The sequence below is a fragment of the Lentibacillus halophilus genome, from assembly GCF_039522485.1.
Classification (GTDB): Bacteria; Bacillota; Bacilli; order Bacillales; family Amphibacillaceae; genus Lentibacillus; species Lentibacillus halophilus.
Map to the genome: position 1 here is coordinate 12,765 of NZ_BAAADM010000015.1, position 19,145 is coordinate 31,909.

Annotated in this window: 15 protein-coding genes; 5 read left to right on the forward strand and 10 right to left on the reverse strand. The window is 43.6% G+C overall.

Annotated features, from left to right (window positions below; genetic code table 11):
- Window positions 1–28: 28 nt before the first annotated feature.
- Genes ABDZ72_RS03110 through ABDZ72_RS03125 form a run of 4 tightly spaced genes read left to right on the forward strand, consistent with a single transcriptional unit; the run spans window position 29 to window position 3,694 of the window.
- Window positions 29–1,147, forward strand: coding sequence for a GerAB/ArcD/ProY family transporter (locus tag ABDZ72_RS03110; protein WP_343751084.1), 1,119 nt, complete (start codon window positions 29–31; stop codon window positions 1,145–1,147).
- A complete protein-coding gene (locus tag ABDZ72_RS03115; RefSeq protein ID WP_343751085.1) occupies window positions 1,144–2,331 on the forward strand; it encodes a Ger(x)C family spore germination protein in 1,188 nt (395 codons plus the stop codon). The genes ABDZ72_RS03110 and ABDZ72_RS03115 overlap by 4 nt, the downstream gene beginning before the upstream one ends.
- On the forward strand, window positions 2,328–2,555 hold the full coding sequence (locus ABDZ72_RS03120; protein WP_343751086.1) for a hypothetical protein: 228 nt from the start codon (window positions 2,328–2,330) through the stop codon (window positions 2,553–2,555). Before ABDZ72_RS03115 ends, ABDZ72_RS03120 begins: the two co-directional genes overlap by 4 nt.
- Window positions 2,556–2,599: 44 nt before the next feature.
- A complete protein-coding gene (locus ABDZ72_RS03125) occupies window positions 2,600–3,694 on the forward strand; it encodes a GerAB/ArcD/ProY family transporter (protein WP_343751087.1) in 1,095 nt (364 codons plus the stop codon).
- Window positions 3,695–3,730: 36 nt separating this feature from the next.
- Here ABDZ72_RS03125 and ABDZ72_RS03130 read toward each other — a convergent pair whose 3' ends face one another.
- A complete protein-coding gene (locus ABDZ72_RS03130; RefSeq protein ID WP_425542341.1) occupies window positions 3,731–4,168 on the reverse strand; it encodes a PCYCGC motif-containing (lipo)protein in 438 nt (145 codons plus the stop codon).
- Window positions 4,169–4,302: 134 nt separating this feature from the next.
- Window positions 4,303–4,734 carry a MarR family winged helix-turn-helix transcriptional regulator gene (locus ABDZ72_RS03135; protein WP_343751089.1) on the reverse strand — a complete coding sequence of 144 codons (432 nt, stop codon included), beginning with the start codon at window positions 4,732–4,734 and terminating at the stop codon, window positions 4,303–4,305.
- 136 nt (window positions 4,735–4,870) lie between these two features.
- On the opposite strand from ABDZ72_RS03135, the gene ABDZ72_RS03140 reads away from it, so the two are divergent.
- A complete protein-coding gene (locus ABDZ72_RS03140) occupies window positions 4,871–6,082 on the forward strand; it encodes an MFS transporter (protein ID WP_343751090.1) in 1,212 nt (403 codons plus the stop codon).
- A 250-nt stretch (window positions 6,083–6,332) separates the two neighbouring features.
- Here the strand turns inward: ABDZ72_RS03140 and ABDZ72_RS03145 are convergent, their stop codons facing one another.
- From ABDZ72_RS03145 to ABDZ72_RS03180, 8 genes are read right to left on the reverse strand one after another with little or no spacing between them, the layout of a single operon-like run.
- Window positions 6,333–9,122, reverse strand: coding sequence for a VWA domain-containing protein (locus ABDZ72_RS03145; RefSeq protein WP_343751091.1), 2,790 nt, complete (start codon window positions 9,120–9,122; stop codon window positions 6,333–6,335).
- A complete protein-coding gene (locus ABDZ72_RS03150) occupies window positions 9,106–10,932 on the reverse strand; it encodes a BatA domain-containing protein (protein ID WP_343751092.1) in 1,827 nt (608 codons plus the stop codon). The genes ABDZ72_RS03145 and ABDZ72_RS03150 overlap by 17 nt, the downstream gene beginning before the upstream one ends.
- A gap of 4 nt (window positions 10,933–10,936) precedes the next feature.
- Entirely contained in the window at window positions 10,937–11,860 is a 924-nt protein-coding gene (locus ABDZ72_RS03155) for a DUF58 domain-containing protein (RefSeq protein WP_343751093.1), read from the reverse strand.
- Window positions 11,823–12,821 (reverse strand): AAA family ATPase, encoded by a 999-nt coding sequence (locus tag ABDZ72_RS03160; RefSeq protein ID WP_425542342.1) that lies wholly within the window; start codon window positions 12,819–12,821, stop codon window positions 11,823–11,825. Before ABDZ72_RS03160 ends, ABDZ72_RS03155 begins: the two co-directional genes overlap by 38 nt.
- Window positions 12,817–14,490 (reverse strand): coiled-coil domain-containing protein, encoded by a 1,674-nt coding sequence (locus ABDZ72_RS03165; protein WP_343751095.1) that lies wholly within the window; start codon window positions 14,488–14,490, stop codon window positions 12,817–12,819. Before ABDZ72_RS03165 ends, ABDZ72_RS03160 begins: the two co-directional genes overlap by 5 nt.
- A gap of 3 nt (window positions 14,491–14,493) precedes the next feature.
- Window positions 14,494–15,372 carry an ABC transporter permease gene (locus ABDZ72_RS03170; RefSeq protein WP_343751096.1) on the reverse strand — a complete coding sequence of 293 codons (879 nt, stop codon included), beginning with the start codon at window positions 15,370–15,372 and terminating at the stop codon, window positions 14,494–14,496.
- A complete protein-coding gene (locus tag ABDZ72_RS03175) occupies window positions 15,373–16,305 on the reverse strand; it encodes an ABC transporter ATP-binding protein (protein WP_343751097.1) in 933 nt (310 codons plus the stop codon). It lies immediately after the preceding gene.
- Window positions 16,302–18,686: a hypothetical protein gene (locus ABDZ72_RS03180; RefSeq protein ID WP_343751098.1), complete on the reverse strand. Its 2,385-nt coding sequence runs from the start codon at window positions 18,684–18,686 to the stop codon at window positions 16,302–16,304. The genes ABDZ72_RS03175 and ABDZ72_RS03180 overlap by 4 nt, the downstream gene beginning before the upstream one ends.
- Window positions 18,687–19,145 lie beyond the last annotated feature (459 nt).

Consider the following 19,145-nt stretch of genomic DNA (forward strand, 5'->3'; position numbering starts at 1 on the left):
AACGTTTTTAGAAACGAGGTGGACGCAGATGATAGAAAAAGGACGAATCAGTGCTTTGCAAATGGCCGTTTTACTTTATCCAACCGTTGTTGCGACGGCCATTCTCGTTTTGCCGGCTACTACAGGCGAATTTGCAAAACAGGATATGTGGCTGTCAACCATCTGGGCGTCCCTTTTTGGTTATTTTTCAGTTTTTATCGCATACCGCCTCCACAGCTACTTCCCGCAACAAACAATGCTGCAATACAGTGAAACGATTGCAGGTACAGTCCCTGGAAAGCTGATCGGTTTCGGTTTATTATTCTTCCTTATTCATACGAATGGTATGAATTTGCGGGATTACGGGGAATTTGTGACTGGGAATTTTCTTCAGCAGACACCATTAATCGTTACTGTTGCAAGTATGGCCTTTGTCTGTGCCATAACGGTTCGTGGCGGGCTGGAAGTCGTGGCAAGAAGCTCACAGATTTTTGTTCCTGTCTTTATCGTGTTATTTCTGTTTATCGTTGTGTTATTAATTCCTTCGTTAAACCCACAAAATGTATCCCCTATTATGGGTAAAGGCGTGGCCCCATCGATCAAGGGGGCGTTTATCCCTGCCCAATGGTTTAATGAATTATTTCTTATCTCTTTTCTGCTGCCTTACTTGCATCATAAAGAGAAGGGGTTGAAATGGGCGATGCTGTCAACAGCGCTTATCATGATAACGTTGATCATAACGAATGTGTTCGCGCTTCTTTTGTTTGGTAATATCACCTCCTCGTTTACCTATCCGGTTATGGATGCGGCACGTTACATCAGTGTAGCCGATTTTCTGCAGCATGTTGAAGCTGTCGTTATGGCCATATGGGTCACAGGTATGTTTATCAAAATTTCTGTTTTCTTCTACGCCATTGTCGTCGGTATGGCTCAGTGGCTGCAGTTATCCGACTATCGCCCGATTGTGTTTCCGATGGGTTTTCTGGTAATCATTGTCAGTATGTGGAGTGCTCCTAGTTTGCAAAAGCTATCCCATTTCTCAAGCACCACTTGGCCTTTTTATGTCCTTTTTTTCCTGACGATCATTCCGATTCTATTGCTGCTGACAGCTATGGCACGGAAAAAGATTTCCCTGCAAAGCAGCAACGTTGAAAGGAGAAAATCATGAAACTCTTACGAAAGACAGGAAATCGGAAACATGTGCTTCTCTTATGCTTGATCCCTATTTTTCTTTCAGGCTGCTGGGACCGGGCGGAAGTTAATGATTTGGCAATTGTTTCAGGAATGGGAATCAATAAGACAGATGAAGGCGATATTAAATTGTCAGTACAAATCATTAACCCGAAAGCCATAGGTGGACAAGGAAACAGCGGTGGCGGGCAAAGCGGCGGAAATCCCGTAACTGTTGAGACAGCTGTTGGCAAAACGATATTTGATGCCAGATCCAAACTGCAGGAACAATTCTCACGGAAGCTTTTTGAAGGGCATAACCGTGTTGTCATTATTGGCAAATCGTTGGCTGAAGCAGGCATTCGAAAGCATATCGATTTTTTTGCCCGGTTTCCCAATCCTCGCCTTCGGGCAAATGTATTCTTTACCGATGGGAAAGCAAGTAAAATTTTAAAAGTGATACCAAACCTCGAGGTGGATTCAGCAGAAGTGGCACGAGAGCTGGCCCAGCTCCAAATTGGAATGAATGTAACAATCAAGGATCTGCTGCAACAAATGGCCAGCGAGTCGGGAGATGTGGCATTGCCACGAATTAGTGTCAATAAAGGGAAGCTTGGCGAGGGGTTACGTGTCAATGGAACGGCGATTTTCAAAAAAGATCAATTGGTTGGACAAATCGATGATAAGGTAACAAGAGGGCTACTATGGCTCATTGATCAGATCCAATTATCCACCGTCACCATTAAACCGAAAGATGCTAAAGGTTATATCTCCTTTAAACTGCTGCGTTCGAGTACGGAATTAAAACCAAAAATCAAAAACGGAACATGGACGATGACCGTTAACATCACGACTGAAGATGATGTTGCCGAGAATGAAACCAAGCTGGACATGATGGATCCAAAAGTAACTAAAAAACTGGAAAAACAACTGGAAAAAAGAATCGATAAGCGTATTGAAATGACACTTGACAAAGTGCAAAAAGGGATGGAGGCCGATGTATTTAATTTTGCCGAGGCGTTTCACCGCACCTATCCAAATCAATGGAAAAAAGCAAAAAATAAGTGGGAAGAGAAATTCCCTGAATTAGAAATCAACATCCAAAGTACCGCAAAGATAAGAAGACCGGGTCGATCAACGGGGCCACAAGGTGTACCGCCAGATAAGGAGGAACAGAAATGAAATGGTTAACGGTTCTCGGGATTGTTGTCATTGCCATTCTTATAACCCTCTATGAGTGGCCGAAAATGACCAAAGATCAGAAAAAGGAAAAAAAAGCGTTTACGGTATTCACGATAGGCAGCGTCGTTCTGGCCGTTCTGCTCGTTTATTTTCCTGAAATGCCGGGACCCACCCAATTAGTCGATAGCATCTTCAAGCCTTTAGGAAAACTGCTGGAGAAATAACGGCTGCTGGACAATGTATGGATAGGAGAGGGTGAAGCCAATTGATGGACAAAGTAAGAATCAGCGCAATGCAGATGGCCATTTTGCTTTATGCAACAATCATGGCCACTGCTGTATTAATAGCGCCATCCGTCATAGGTAAATTTGCCAAACAAGATATGTGGATATCTCCCGTATGGGGGGCGATCACCGGTTTTCTGACCGTCTTTATAGCCTATCGATTAAATAAAGCCTATCCAGAGCAAACGATCATCCAGTACAGTGAAAAAATCGTCGGACGAATCCCGGGAAAATTAATCGGATTCCTGTTCCTCGTCTATTACTTACATCTTAATGCCATTTCTTTAAGAGAATATGGCGAGTTTGTTAAGGGCAATTTTCTTATAGAGACGCCAATGGTTATTTTACTCGGAACCATGGCATTCGTCTGTGTATTCGCGGTTCGCGGTGGAATAGAAGCGATGGCAAGAAGTGCGCAAATATTCGTCCCGTTGGTCATTGTTTTGTTTCTGTTTATTGCGATCATGCTCATTCCGGATTTGAAACCTAAAAACATGCTGCCGGTTATGGAAAATGGACCAGGTCCTTCTATAATGGGCGGGTTTATTTCATCGAGTTGGTTTATGCAATTTTTTCTCATCGCTTTCTTATTGCCATCGTTAGGCAAAGGTGAGAAAGGGTTGAAATGGGGGTCGTTATCGGTGATCGCAGTCATGGTTACGCTGGCAATATCTAATTTATTTTCACTTTTGTTACTTGGCGACATCACATCCACATTTGTTTATCCAGTCATGAGCGCTGTCCGATTTATAAGTATAGCCGAGTTCCTTCAACATCTGGAGTCGATTGTTATGGCGATTTGGGTTGCTGGCACATTTGTCAAAATTGCCGTCTTTCATTATGTGCTTGTGATCGGTACGGCGCAATGGTTGAACCTGTCTGATTATAAGCAGCTTGTGTACCCGCTTGGGTTTTTATTAGTGATTGTTGCTATTTGGTCGGCACCAAATTTACAAAAAGTTGCTCATGTATTGGCTACGACATGGCCCTTTTATGACATACTGGTCCATGTGCTTATCCCCGTTCTATTGTTGTTCGTAGCAATGATACGGAAAAAAGCTACGAAAGGCTCTAATTAAAAAGCGAGCCTCCCGGAATGGAAAGCTCGCTCTTTTTTAGATTTCCGGCGTTGGTGTTGGCTCCGGATAGTCGGCTTCCTGGTACTTTTCATCAATCATTTTCCGAATGTCTTTTATGGATTTGCCTTTATTCCACTCAACGACCGATTCGGCTGCTATATCCAGACATGCCTGACATTTCGTTGCATGATCATCCCAAACCAGCGATCCGTCATCCTTGTTTTGGTTGATAAAGCAATCGTAGTTGCTTGTATGTCCAAATTCACCACAGCCGCAATAGCAAGGAATGGATTCCAGTAAATCCTGACTGTTTGCTACCGCCGTATATAGGTTTTTCATATCATCCGACTTGGCATCCAAAAATGAAGGGAGCTCATTGACTGAAGCGGTCGTTTCACGGACATCTCCCGTATTTGCTTTGTTTGTCGGCTTATCGTTATTTTCTCCGCTTGAACAAGCACTTACAAACACCATCACCAGAACAAAGCCTATTACGAAATATTTCTTCAATGGTTGTACACTCCTTCTTGCGCGTCGTTTTTCTTATCATACCATGTATTTTATCTGAAAAGAAGTCTGTCACACCATTATTTGCACCCGTACCCACTTTACCAGTCGGTTTTTTCATGAACGATGGCATTATATTTTTGCAGCAGTTTTCCGAAATAAGCCTGCTCCTCAGCTGACCAATCCTCCAAAATATAAGCTAAATAACGATAACGCTGTTGCCTGTACTCTTCCATTTCCTTGATACCTGATGTCGTAATTTGATAAAAGTACGATCTGCCATCATTCGGATTCGGGATTTTTTCAATATATTGGGATTGAACGAGTGCTGCAGCTTGTCTACTGACCGTTGACATATCAAGATGTAGCTGTTCTGCCAGTTTTTTCACCCCAATCGGACCGTGATGATAAAGTTCACGCAGCAAGATATATGCGGAACGTTCCAGATTGCCAAAGCGCTTTTCTGTCAAAGTAACACGTCTTACAAAAACACTTATTTCTTGCTCAATTAATTCCAAGGATTCATCATCCATGTTACCACCTCACGACTATCCTATAATTCATTTCATCTGTGAGCAAGTTATATAAAGTTGTACTATGCAATTACTTAGTTGTATGGTACAATCATTTATTGGATAAAATACCTCGTAAATAGATTGGAGTTTTGATATGCAACAAGAAAAACCATTGGATATAACAGAAGAGCTACAGGAAAAAGACAACCACATTTTAAAACAGCCAAAATCGGTCTGGGCCGTATTTTTTGCTGCTATTATTGCCTTTATGGGGTTGGGGCTTGTTGATCCGATACTGCCGGCCATTGCCAAGCAGCTCGATGCTGCACCGAGTCAGGTAACGTTGCTATTCACAAGCTATAATGCCATCATGGCAGTGGCTATGCTTATTACCGGTACCATCTCGTCACGAATTGGCTTAAAAGGCACGCTTTTATCCGGTATTGTCATCATTGCGTTGTTTTCTGGCCTTGGAGGTCTTTCCAATGATATATGGACGCTTATCGCCCTGCGAGGTGGTTGGGGACTCGGCAATGCGCTATTTGTGGCAACAGCTTTAACCGCCATTGTGACGCTTTCCAAAAGCGGCAATGTCAAAGCCGTCATTTTGTATGAAGCAGCCATTGGCCTGGGAATTTCCGTCGGTCCACTGCTCGGCGGCTGGCTCGGCGCGATGTCCTGGCGAGGGCCATTTCTTGGTGTGGCAACACTTATGGTTATTGCATTTATAGGATTAACGACTTTAATGCCAAAAGCCGAGAAAAAACAGGAAGCCAAACCGAAAACCTCGTTAAAAGATCCATTCAGGGCGTTAAAACATCCGTCACTTTTGGTATTTGCTATTGCGGCCGCATTTTATAATTATGGGTTTTTTACTTTATTGGCATTCGCTCCGTTTATTCTAGGATTGGATGAACACGGTCTTGGAATCGTCTTTTTAGGCTGGGGGATACTGCTCGCCATTACTTCTGTTGCGATGGCCCCACGTCTGCAGGAACGGTTCGGTGTGGTCGGACCAATGGCTGTCATGCTCGTCTTATTTGCGGTAGCTTTACTTGCTATGGGCGTTTGGCATGATACACAATGGCTTGTGATTACAGCCGTCATCGCTGCGGGGGCTATGCTTGGCAATAATAATACACTTATAACCACCGCGGTGATGAACGCAACCGATGTGGAACGCTCAACCGCATCAGCTGCTTATAGCTTCCTCCGTTTCATTGGTGGTGCGATTGCCCCATTTGCTGCGGGGAAACTGGCTGAAATATATAATCCAGCTATACCATTTATCGTTGCTGGAGCATGTGTACTTGGCGCGATGCTGATTATGGTCATCAACTACGAGCATATTAAACACGTTCGGTAATGCCATGGTCATTGGTTACCATTTTCATGAAAAATGCTTGGAAACAATTCCAAGCATTTTTAGTGTGCAAGGCTTGAATGCCCTATTCCTGATGAAGCGGCGATGTTTGGTCAATCATCACTATTATGAGTGCCCTTTTCCCGGTGAAACCGCGTCGTTCGGGCACTCATTAGCGTCATGAGTGCCCTTTTCCTCGGTGGAGCAGCACGTTACTAGCAAAGGAGGACAATGATTCTATACACATTGTCCCTCATTTTTTACGTTTGGCTTTGAGCAGTCGTTGCAGACGGTCTTCTTTGCTTTCATTTTCGTTATCATTTCTTGTGGTTTTGGCTTGTTTCACCGGTTTTGTTTGTTTTTTCGCAGCTGGTTTACCCTTACTTGATTGGGTGCTCACCCGCTTTGTTGACGCTTGTTTCAATTGGCTAAACCGTGCAGCCCTTTTCTCTGTACCCTCATGCTCTTTCTCTTGTTTTCGTTTAAAGCGTTCGCTAATCCTGGTTACAAAAGCAACGTTCATTCGAAACCGCCTTACAGCGACATCCATCATAAACAAAATCAGCGCCAACGTCAGGAATAGATAAAACAAGTCTTGATTGTCGTAACGTGGAGGCAATCCTTTTGATGAAAAGACATTGTTCATGCCATCGATAACCTTGCCGCCTCCTGCTGATGCTATTTCCTTAATCAAGTGATCATTTGCAGGGGTGAATGCATATTCCTGTGAATACGGAACAACGATTCCCGTTTTGAACGAACCAACGATTTGATCGCCCTGTTTTTCGGTGATCTGTAAAAAGTAAACACCTTGGTTATCTGCTTCAAAAGACCCCTGATACTCACCTGGCGCTTTCGGTTGTAAGTTGAAGGGAACGTCCTCTCCGTTATCACGTACTAATGTCGCGTTTAATTTGGACGCTTTATTATCTGCAGCTTTTACATTAAGTGTCACCTGATTTCCCTCTATTTCTTTCGACACATGATAAGATTTTTTCTGATATTGTGGAAGTGTCCAAGTCACAATATCATTCCATAGTGGCGACCAATTTTCCCATTTTGGCCAGTCACCAGCCCATTCGCCGGATAAATCCGATGTCCAGGCAACTGTTTTACCTAATCCATATTGCCATCTCGCCAAAACCGGGTCATTTTTTTCACTTGTTAACACTTGCTGTGCGCGTCCTTTTAGTGTTGTAGCAATATACGCATTCATCTGTGGGACACCTTTTTCAAACAAAGATCCCCATTCACCACCGCCCGCAGTAACGTTTGGGTGAAATGGATCGTCCTCAATGTACGTTTTGGTCACTAAGGATGTTTCTCGTGATAAAATAGTCGGGATACTGGAATTATTGTGCACTTGGTAAAAACGACCACCACCCAGTTGCGCCATTTCCTTCAATAGCTGTCCGTCAGCTTGTCTGCCAATGGCTACTGTGGATAAGGTTATCCCATTGTTTTTTGCTTCCTCAATCATTTGCCGATAATTCGTCGAAGTTGCTGACTGTCCATCTGTCAGTAAAATAATATGCTTTCGTTTTAATTCCAGCGGATCCATTTGGTCATAGGCTTGTGTCAGCGGAGTGAAAATATCTGTACCACCACTTGCTGTAATTGAACGAATTTGCTTTAACACGTCTTCTTTATCATCAATCGGGCCTGGTTCAACAACCTGCCACAGTGTACCATCAAACGCAATGACACCAAGTGTATCCTTTTCTCTTAATAGCTCAACCGATCTGGCAGCCGCCTCACGAGCCAGAGCGATCTTATTTCCATTCATGCTTCCTGATTTATCAAGAACAATCGATAAGCCAAGCGACGGCAGTTCTTTTTTTCCTTTAACCTCCATATCAACCGGCAGCAATTTTTCAATCGGTGTTTTAAAATAACCACCAACACCAAACGCTTGGTCCCCGCCTGTCATGATAAAACCAACCCCAAAATCTTTTACCGCTCGCTCCATTAAAGTCATTTGCTTGCCGGTTATCATGTGTGCGGACACATTGCTGAAGATAATCGTGTCATACGACAAATAACTGCTCAATTGCCCGGGTAATAAATCGGGTGATATGGTTTTTACTTGAACCGCCGATGCATCAAGTGCTTTCTTCAGGTTAGCTGATGCCCCGCTTTTTCCCTCCACAATCAGCACGCTTGGCATACCTTTTGTTTCCGCGAAAGCTTCTAGCTGATTATTTTCCACGACTTGATCACCCTCGCTGACAATTTCAGCACGAAACGTGAGAAATCCATCTGTCGAAACCAGCTGATTAAAAGCTAGTTGATTCTTGCCCTTATTCAATTGAACGGTTTGGTCAATAATGGTTTGGCCATTTTGTTTGATTCGAACTTGACCGGACGTATCCATGCTGCTGTTTATTGTCATGGAAAGACGAGCTTGTTCGCCCGTATAAATTGTTTCCGGAACATCAAATGAGGTGATGGCCACGTCGTCTTTATAATCGGGCGAAAAAGGGAGAACGTCTACAACATAGCCGCGATTATGTAAATAACTCGCCTGTCTGACAGCATCCCCTATATTTTCATTGCCATCGGTCATGAGTACGACGCGCCCCGAATCATTTTCAGAAAACATACTGCCACCAAGCTGTAGTCCAGAAGCTAAGTTGGTGTAAGATCGATTTGTTTCGGTTTCAAATGACCGAATACCATTAACATGATCTGATAAAGGTTTTTCTACGGCCGCCTTTCTGCCAGTGGAAACAACCCCGGCCTTGTCTTCCGGAGCCTTATCTTCCATCGCTTCATTCATTTGGTTTAATGCGGTTTGTTCCTTTTCTATCGCACTGTGTGAGCGGTCAACGACAAATGTCGTAGCCACTTGATCGACGGACCAGCGCATTTGCACCCCGGCCAACGCCAACATCACAAGCGTAAAAACAAGTGCACGTAACACCGTCAGCGCGATTTTTCGTCCACTAGTTAACCGTGCGTTCGACCGCCAGTACAAATAAAGAACAATAACCACAGGAATGAATCCAGCGAGCCACAGCGGATGTTCAACCTGCAATGCCACGTCGATATACCTCCCACTCGATCAACAAGATGAATAACGCCACGCTTGCAAAAATACGCCAGATTTCCTGCTTCGACGGTTGTGCTCCCTGCGACTGTTGTTCCGCTGCACCCACCGTAAATGATTCGTTCGTTTCAGCTGTACGTTCGTTGTTATCTAATTGAACCACGAAGCGGCGATACGATGAGCCGGTTGCTTTTTTTTCATGGAGCTGGTAAATACCTGGCTGACGAGGCATCGTTACTTCTTGTTCGTCTAACGAAACGTCAGTAACATGTTCCCCGTCCAACCGTTCCATAACCGCTTCCTCCGTTGTCGTTGACAGATTTATATCAGTTGCTTCCATTGGTTGATAGTAGCCGAGTGAATCTCCGCTTCCCGCCAGAGCTGTCACACTATTGGCCAATAAAATCGGAAAACCCGGTTGCAGCGCCCAGTCTGAATCATCCAGGTCAAAAGCAAATATAACCATCGGTGTGTTCTCATACGTCCCTTTCGCCATCACAACTTGCTCCCCGCTTTTTACAAGCGGCTTAAAACCATGCCAATTACCAATTGGAAATGACTGCTTTAAATAAACATTGTCGACATCGGAATAAGCTAACATAGAATCATCTGCCACTTGCTTCAGACTATAGTCTAATGACTCCTTTTCTTGAACGTCAAAAGGGCCTCCAGTAGCAGGTGAAATGATTAACTTAGGTCCAGTGGGCCACTGTTTTGCTTTCACTCCGGATAATAGATAAATAGATTCAGGCTTGTTTTCCGGAAACGAATAATCGCCATTTTCGTCTTTAGGCACGGTTGTCACCTGTATGCCAGCTGACAACAACGCCTGTTCAACAAATGGATTAACTTCCCCCGCCAAATAAATCGATGGCGAATGGTCTTTTGGCAATAATGCATACGTGTAATTATCGAGCGCATAGACATCCTCATCTATTTTCGCTTGATAATAATCGTGAACAGGTAAGTCCTTAACCCGAATGGTTTGTTGTTCGTTTGCCGGTATCGTTTCGGTTGCCTGTTTCAGGTTGTTTCCATCATGACGAATCGATAGCGTTACATCTGCGGCTTGTGATGCTTCATTTTTTACCGTCACAAGTGCCGAAACGTGATTGTCCATCTGTTTGACACCAAATGTTCGGAGCGATACATTTTTTTGTGTTGATTGGCTGTTATGAACAACGATTGGACTGGCAGTGTCCCGTTCTTTTAACTCCTCACCCGTTAGATTATCGGTAAAAATATGTATTTCACCTGTCCCCTGTTGCATGAGTGATTGGGCTAACTGCACACTATCACGGAGATTCTCATGCCGGTAAGACACGGGCAATTGATCAATTGACTCAAGCGCCTTTCCATGATCCATCGAGTGAGAGACAAGCAATTCAGGAGATTTTTGCGCATGAATGACACTGACCTTCTGTTCATTACCCAGCTGATTTACAAGATCTGTCGCTTGTTGTTTGGCGCTGGTCAATCGTGTTTTCCCATCTTGTTCAGCCACCATTGTTGCGGATGAATCAAGAACGATAACGAGATGATCGCCATCGACGTCATCCCCGGCAAGAAACGGACGTGTCAGTGCAAAAATCAGAAAAAGCAGGATAAGGAGTTGTAAAAGCAGTAATATATTTTTCTGAAGCTTCCTCCACCAGCGGTCTGATTCCCATTCTTGGAACGTTCGTTGCCATAGATAAATAGAAGAAATGGTTTTCGATTCATACTGTTTTTTAAAAAGATAGAAGACCAGCAATAGTGGAATAGCAGTTAAAAACCAGAAAGACGCAGGTGCTAAAAACCCCATGCTTTCACCTCCCTATCCAACCTTGGCGCATAACAGACGAAAAAAGGCTTTGTTCCAAGCTATCGGAAGTAGGACACGTAATTAAGTCCATTCCCCGCCGCCGACAAAATGATTTAATCGATTCGGTATGAGCTTCGAATAGTTGCTTATAGTTCTTAATAACGTTTGGCGACATCGTTACATCACGCTGCTCAGTTGTTTCGCTATCAACCAGTTGTAAATCTCCGAAGTGATCAGGATGGACTTCTTCCGGCAATACGATCTGAATAAGCAGCACTTGCTGATGTTTTGCCTGCATCTTTTTTAGCGCTGCAAACAAATCGGTTGGATCATCTAAAAAGTCGCTAATGACGAGATTAAGACTTCCTTTTCTGCTTTGATGCAATGTCTTATTAAGATGCTCCCCGAAGGCGTCCTCCCCATCCGTCAAAGAAGTTTGTTCGATAAATGGCAGCACACGTTTCGTCATTGCTTTTCCTTTTGTATACGGGTAAACATCCGTTGAGGAAGCAACCGGTATCACGCTTAACCGGTCGGAATTGGTCAACGCTAAAAACGCAAATGCAGCAGCCAATTCCTTTGCCCTTGTCCATTTTTCTTGTTTTATTCCCATTGATTTTGTACAATCCAAATAAATGGAAACTGAAAGCTCCTGTTCATCGAGGAAACGTTTCACGTAATATTTTTGGGTTCGGGCATAGGTATTCCAGTCGATTTGGCGCAAGTCATCTCCAGGACTGTATAAACGATAATCAGAGAATTCCAAGGAAGAGCCAAGGCGTGGTGATCGGCGTTCGCCCTTATGCCCTCCCTGAACAACTCGCTTGGACGTAAGCCTGAAAGCCGTCAGACGGTTAGCCAGAACGGGTGATAGAAGCGGATGCATCCGTTCACGCCCTTTCTTCTGCAGACACGAGTACGTCCTCAATCAATTGGTCCTTATCTACCCGGTCAGCCTCACCTTCAAAATTGAGAAAGATACGATGGCGCAGTACAGCAACCGCACTCTTTTTAATATCTCCTATCGATACGTTGTAACGCCCGTCAAATAATGCCCGAACCTTAGCAATAGCGATTAAACTTTGCAGCCCTCTTGGTCCGGAACCGTAGAGCACATAGTTTTTCACATCATCTGTTGCATGGTCGTTATCCGGATGGGTCGCCATCGTAATAGTGACAGCATAGTTCAATACTTGATCAGCTACAAGCACCTGCTTTGCCATTTGGTTGGCCTGCATGACGAAAGACGCATCGACCAATTGCTCTAAGGCTTGACCACTTGTGCCTGTTGTTCGTACAGCTATCTCTTTTAACTCTTCCTGTGTTGGATAGGCTACGTTAATTTTCATAATAAAACGGTCCATTTGGGCCTCTGGCAATGGATACGTCCCTTCCAAGTCGATGGGATTTTGGGTAGCAAGCACAAAAAATGGTTCATTTAATGTATGCATATCCCCCATTACCGTAACGGTACGCTCACCCATCGCTTCCAACAAGGCACTTTGCGTTTTTGGTGTTGCCCGATTAATTTCATCTGCCAAAACAATATTAGAAAAAAGCGGGCCTTGATGAAAAACAAATGATTGCCCGTCTTGGTCATTTGGTTGGATCATGTTCGTTCCGGTAATATCTGTCGGCATTAAATCTGGTGTGAATTGGATACGGGAGAATTGTAAATCCATAACTTCCGATATTTTCCGAACGACCATTGTTTTTCCAAGGCCGGGAAGCCCCTCAAGTAATACATGACCCCCGGCCACCATTCCCCATAAAAGATGCTCAACAACATCATCCTGCCCCACGATAAAGCGACTCAATTCAGCTTTCACAGCGTCGATTCGCTGCTTTACGTCTGCGATCGCTTCTTCTTGTAATGCTTCCACACTAATTCGCTCCCTCTTTTGGCTTAATATCAGAAAAATAATCTTTAATCATTTGCTGCAAATGGTCCGGATAATCATTCCGTTCCATAGACTGCCGATAGGTGTTTTCATAATTTTGATAAACGTCCTCATAGGAACGCACTTCCCCAGGAAGAATGGGCGCATTCGGTGCTATTTGTTGCTCGCTTGGACCTTTCCCCGTCTTACCTTTATCTACCGTTTGATTTTGCTGTCCTTCTAATTTTTCAGGAACCGTCAAATTGTGGTTCCCCGAGCCAAGACCAGCACCATTACCGCCCGAGCCACTGCCGGTTCCAGAGCCCGATCCGGACCCATTGCCTGATCCTGAACCACTACCAGAACCTGAGCCGGATCCGCTGCCAGAACCTTGGCCGTTTCCGGATCCTGAGCTGCTTCCACTCCCGGAGCCTGAACCGCTTCCTGACCCCGAGCTATTTCCTGAATTTGAACCTTTTCCTGACTGCCCTTGCTGAGGGTTTTGGCTGGATGACCCAGTCGTCCCAGTCGTACTACCTGCTGATGAGCTACCATTGGAAAAAGCCAGTGAACCAGGCGACCCAAGACCGGCAGAAGCCATTTGCTGATTCATGTTTTGAGCAAGTTTTTGTAAATCTTTCTGCGCCGCCGCAAGCGTTGATCCATTTTCGGCGTCTTCTGCAAGCTGCTGCATTTGCTTTTCCATATTATTCATCATTTGTTCGAGTTCTTCCTTAGATAGTTCATCGTTTTTAGACGATTGACTGTCCATTCCCATCGAATCCGCTGCCGATTGTAATGTCTCCTGTAGCGCTTGTAGCTCCTGTTTATCGAAGGTGTTCAGTTTCTCCTGCATTTTCGTCATTTGTTTTTCCATTTGTCCGGTATTCATCTGTTTGGTAGCCTCGGCCAGTGTGTTTAATCCGTTTTCTTCTAATTGTTTTGCAGCATTGTTCAACTGCTGCTTACTCGTTTTAGCTTGTTTTTTTAGTTTATTCAGCTGTTTTTCTGCCTGCAGGACATCTTCTTGCATTTCCGCAGCCTTTTTCTCCTGCTTAACGTCTTCCATAAGTTTATCCACTTTTTCTTCTGCCTGTTCACCTACGTCTTCTTTATGTTCTTCAGCAAATTGTTCAAGCTCTTCTTTGTTTTCGTTCACAATTTTCAGTTCTTCCTCTGTTTCTTTAGCCGTTTCTCTTACATCATTTGGAAAAGTCATACTGAGATAAGCGAGCAGAACCATGCTGCATAAGAGAATCCATTTTTTCCATGGAAGCCAATTGATCTTTTCTTGTTTAATAGCCGGCAAGACCTGCTTCATCTTTGTCAGCGTATCGTTTCGCTGCAATCTAGCAATAGACGATGTCTCGTCTCGAAAGTGCAACGCGGTTATCACTCGGTCATCCAGTCCTTGTTGGTCAAACTTTTTGGCTGCTTCAAGATTGGTAGGTTTTTTTACGAAAACATAAAAAGCAAAACCAATCATGAGCAAGCCAAAGCTGATCGCTATTTTTTCACCGACATAGAGAATGACAAATATACGACTGAGACCGAGCCAGCTTAACCCAACGGCAGCACCTAATAGCAGGACAATATAAAAACGATGCACCGCCTTTTGTAGCCATAATTTTCTTTTCACGTCTTTAAGCAGCTGAAAAAGCTGATTTTGCTCCTCCATAGATTACTCCTTCTTCTTTCGCGCTGTCTTCAATCGCATCGACGGTCGTAGCCGATTAATCGCCATCAACAACGCAACCACCGTCATTGTTATATACGATAGTGTAAACCCTCGCCAAAGTGGCCAATCAATTCCCAATTGCTGAAATTGGTGCAAAAACAAATCTTCAAACGATGTAAACATGGCAACACCAGGATTCAGCATTAACACCAAATATGGGAGGATATTATTGGATTGACCTGCTCCCGTCGGTCCAGGCGTAACTCCTAAAATGAAACGAATCATAATAAAAAACAAAATCATGGTACCCACAACAAAAAACAGCATCATTCCATAAGTCGTTATGGTAGCAAGCATTGTCTTCTTCATAAATGTCGAAAACATAATGCCGATGCTTCCGATGGTCAACATCGTCAATAATTGATATCCGAATGTGGCGAATACCATTTGCGGCGATACACCACCATACAAGAAAACAATACTGTATAGCGGCAAGGACGCAACTAACATTAACGTCAGGAATAAAATGGAGGAAAACAGCTTACTTAAAATAATCGATGTGGATGACTGTTGTGTCGTCAACATGATATTCAATGTCTGTTTTTCTCTTTCTCCGCTAATCGCACCAGCAGTTAATCCAGGTGTGATAAACACAATTAATCCGAGCTGTCCCATCGACAACAGCATAAACAAATTTCTGCTGTCAGACGCTGTAAAACTATCATGCGATAACTGTGTCTCAATATAAATGAACGCGAGACTAACCGCGCCACAAATAGCTAAAAACAAAAAGATGCCTAAAAAGTTTTTAAAAGACCGAAAGCGCAGTTTGATTTCTTTATTTAAGACAGGGTTGATGAATAATGCTTGTAACCGCTCCATTTATTCGCCTCCCTCGGTGATTTCCATGAAAATATCTTCCAAATTTGTTTGTTTTTGTGAAAGCGTTACAATCGGCAAGTCACTATTGACGGCTTTTCTTAATAATTCAGCCTGATCATCACTCGACCCTTGATAAGAAAGCTGCAAACATTGCTCGTTTTGTTCATCCCGGTCAACCTGGCGTACGTTAGGATCGTCTTCAAAAAAAGCGACTGCCTCCTCCACATTGTCGTTGACCGTTACCAGTAATATTTTTTGCCCCTGCAACTGGTGTTCAATATCACTGACATTTCCACTGGCGATCAATTGCCCATTTTCAATAACTCCCAGCTCGTCACAGATTTCCGAAAGCTCCGGAAGAATATGGGATGAAATAATAATAGTCTTATCCATATTTTTCAGCTCGCGTAATATTCCTCGCATTTCCACACGGGCACGCGGATCAAGCCCGGACGCAGGCTCATCCAGTATTAATACTTCCGGATCATGAATTAATGCTCGCGCCAAACAGAGGCGCTGCTTCATTCCTCTTGAGAGTAAATCAACATAGCTGTCCGCTTTTTCAGTGAGATTGACAAGCTCTAGTAATTGAGGAATAACGGCTTTTCTTTCCGCACTGGAAATGCCGTAACTGGCACCGTAAAAATCCAAATACTCATTGACTTTAAATTGATCATATACACCAAAGAAATCAGGTACATAACCGATATGCCTGCGCACCTGTTTGGGATGTTTTATGACATCATAGCCGTTCACATATGCGGATCCTTCACTTGATGGCAAAAGGGTTGCCAATATGGAAAAGGCGGTCGACTTTCCCGCTCCATTCGGTCCGACAAACCCAAAAACAGTCCCTCTATCGATTGTTAAAGTCAAATTGTCAAGTGCCGTAAACGAACCGTATCGTTTGGTTAAATTGATCATCTCTATCATGGGTTTATCACTCCTTCTACACGGACCGTTGGAACATCGATGGGGCCATCTCCGGACGAACTCACACGAATGACGACATCATTATCCTTTAGATATTTTTTATGAACACGCTGATCAAACGAAGCCTGATTTTGATCAATCTTCTCATACGTATCCTTTTTAGCATTGTAAAGAGAGTAAGAAGCACTACCCCGTCGATTTGAAATCGAAACGTCTATTTTGTTCAGTTGAAAGGAATGATTTCGTATCGATGCCGGCAGTTCATATGTCAATAAATAAGAGCCTGCTTCAGCATCAATGAAAGGATGACCTTGCTTTGTCCCATTGTGGATCATTTGACCGTCAAGAACTGAGACGTTTGGTAACTTCATTCTGGTTGAAAACGAACCTCTTTCCTTATCAGGTAATTGAATGGTTGCAGGTTGAGTGAACAAATGATGATTATTTTGAACCGTCTCATCGCCATTTACGGTTATCGGATACAACACTTCGTCGGTAAATCCAATTAAAACAGGAGTATTAACGTTATGCTTCATATTACTTCGAATGGTGTTCGAAAGCAGTTCCGATTGTAACGCTTTATCACTGCTTTGGGCCATGGAACCACGCTGACCAAATATTTGTTGGGCGACTCCCTCAGTTGGCCGCTGATAAAAGTCTTTGTTTTTTACACTGAAACGTATTTTTTTTGACTTGCCGGCAGCCAGATCCCCTACTTTGTGGTAATTCCGACCGCTAATTAAATAAATATCTTGCATATCATGCTCAAATTTGTTTGTAATCTGTCCGCTTATGTTATCATCACCCCGTGTTAAATCGGATTGAAAGTGACCATATTGCTTTACAGGATAATCGATTGCTGCACTCCGTGGTGACCAAAATTCCACATCACGATAGTGAATCGCCGTTTTATTACCTTTTGCCTCTACAAATGGTAAATCCGAAAAGGATGGACGTGGATTATGTCGATTGGTTGCTGATACAGGATCAAGCTTACTATCCATAGATAACGTGTATGTTCCAGCCCCTTTGGATAACATAGAAACAGCTCCATCACCACTTCCAATACCCTTCTCATCCACCGAAATAACCGACACTGTATTGGTTTTTACATGACCACCCCGATCTTTTGCGCCAACGGTATATAATCCAACGCTCGATATAACCGCAATAACAGGAATGACAATCCATGCCCACTCTCGTTTATCTGCTTTCTTTAAAACCATATAAAGAACAGGAAGAATCAACAACAAATACGCTACAAATAGTAGAGACAGTGTTGAAACCTTAAAGTCCGCCAACGTTGGAAAGGTTTTTGACATGTTTGCCAGTTGATCATTCATCCGCAAGTTAGGCGGCCTCATTTGCGGATTCATACTGCCTGAATCGCTCCCAATGGTTTCCCATAGTGGTTGGCTTCCCTTCCAGTCAGCCAACACCGGTAATCCTAAATCAAATGTTAATTGAGTAACGACACCCTTGCCAAACGACTTTTCAGCAACTAACGGGGTCGACCCTTCTTTGTAAAGCACGTCAGCTTTTTCATTGACAGTTCCTGTAAACAATTCCAGGTTATCCGCCTGAAGCGGCTTTTGGTAGAGTTTGTTAAAACCTTGAATCGTTTGAACCGTTTTTTTACCTTTAACCGTTAGTGGCAATAAGTCGGCAAGTTCACCAAACTGTTGCTGCATCCCCGGCTCACTACCGGTTACGAGTGTTCCACCTTCTCCTGTCCAATCTTTAATAGCCGCTTGAATGGTGTCCGGTAATGTTGCCACCGAATAGTCGTTGATAACAAGCAAATCAAGAACATCAAGCCCTGCTGCATCTTCAGGAAGATCGTCTGCCTGCAAATGGATGACTTCCGGATTCTCCCCATGGAAGGATGCTAATTTTATATAATTCAGGCTGTCCGGCCGGTCCGAAAGAACACCAATCACTAATTTTTCTCGCGAGATATGGGCAGGAGACCATTCAAGACTGGTGTCAATGGTTACCTCCTCGCCATTTTCCCAACTTCCTTTATATAGATGAAAACGTTGCACATTTTGATTAGGTCCTTGTCGCAACATGCCATTGTCTCGCATTGCCGGCACTGAAAAAGTGATCGTCTTTGTTGTATCAGCAGCAATATCAATAGGTATTACCTTGTTGTCAACGGGTAATGTAACGACAAGATCCCCTGTGAAATCCGCTTTATTATTCGTAACCTTTAACGTAACAGGATAGCCTTGTTGCTGTTTCACTTTTCCATTTAATCCAGCATCTACCTGTATGTCCAGCCTATTCTGTTCATCGGCATGGACTATGTATGTAAGACCAAAACTAAATAAGACTAAAACAAATGCTAAAAGTCCAATAATTCTAACTTGCCTTCTCATCTTCTTCCCCCTTTGTATCTTTATAGACGATCCACATTAGTAAAACGTTTCGTCAATATGTATGCATTTCAAATTGTACCATATTCTAGGACACTAAGGGATAATGATACATAAAAAGGAATAACACAGGGGGGGGGGGGGGGGGGGGGAGGTGATTTTGTGCAGTAAGAACAAGGGGCTGGGACAATAGACGTTTAGGCAAATAAAAATCCGAACTATGATTCGCAAAAATCTGAATCAGTTCGGATTTTTCGTTTAGCGTAGGAAAAACACGAAGACTCCTGCGGGATGAAAAGCCTAGATAAGACCCCGCAGTGCGATAAGCACAAGGCAAAGCTTCCATGAGTAGGCTTCGACCTGCGAGGAGCGTAGGCTTCGACGAATAAGCTTGCAACGCGACGAGCACGAGGAGGCTTATCAGCGCCCGCGGCAAAGAAGACACTGTGAAAGCGACCAAAG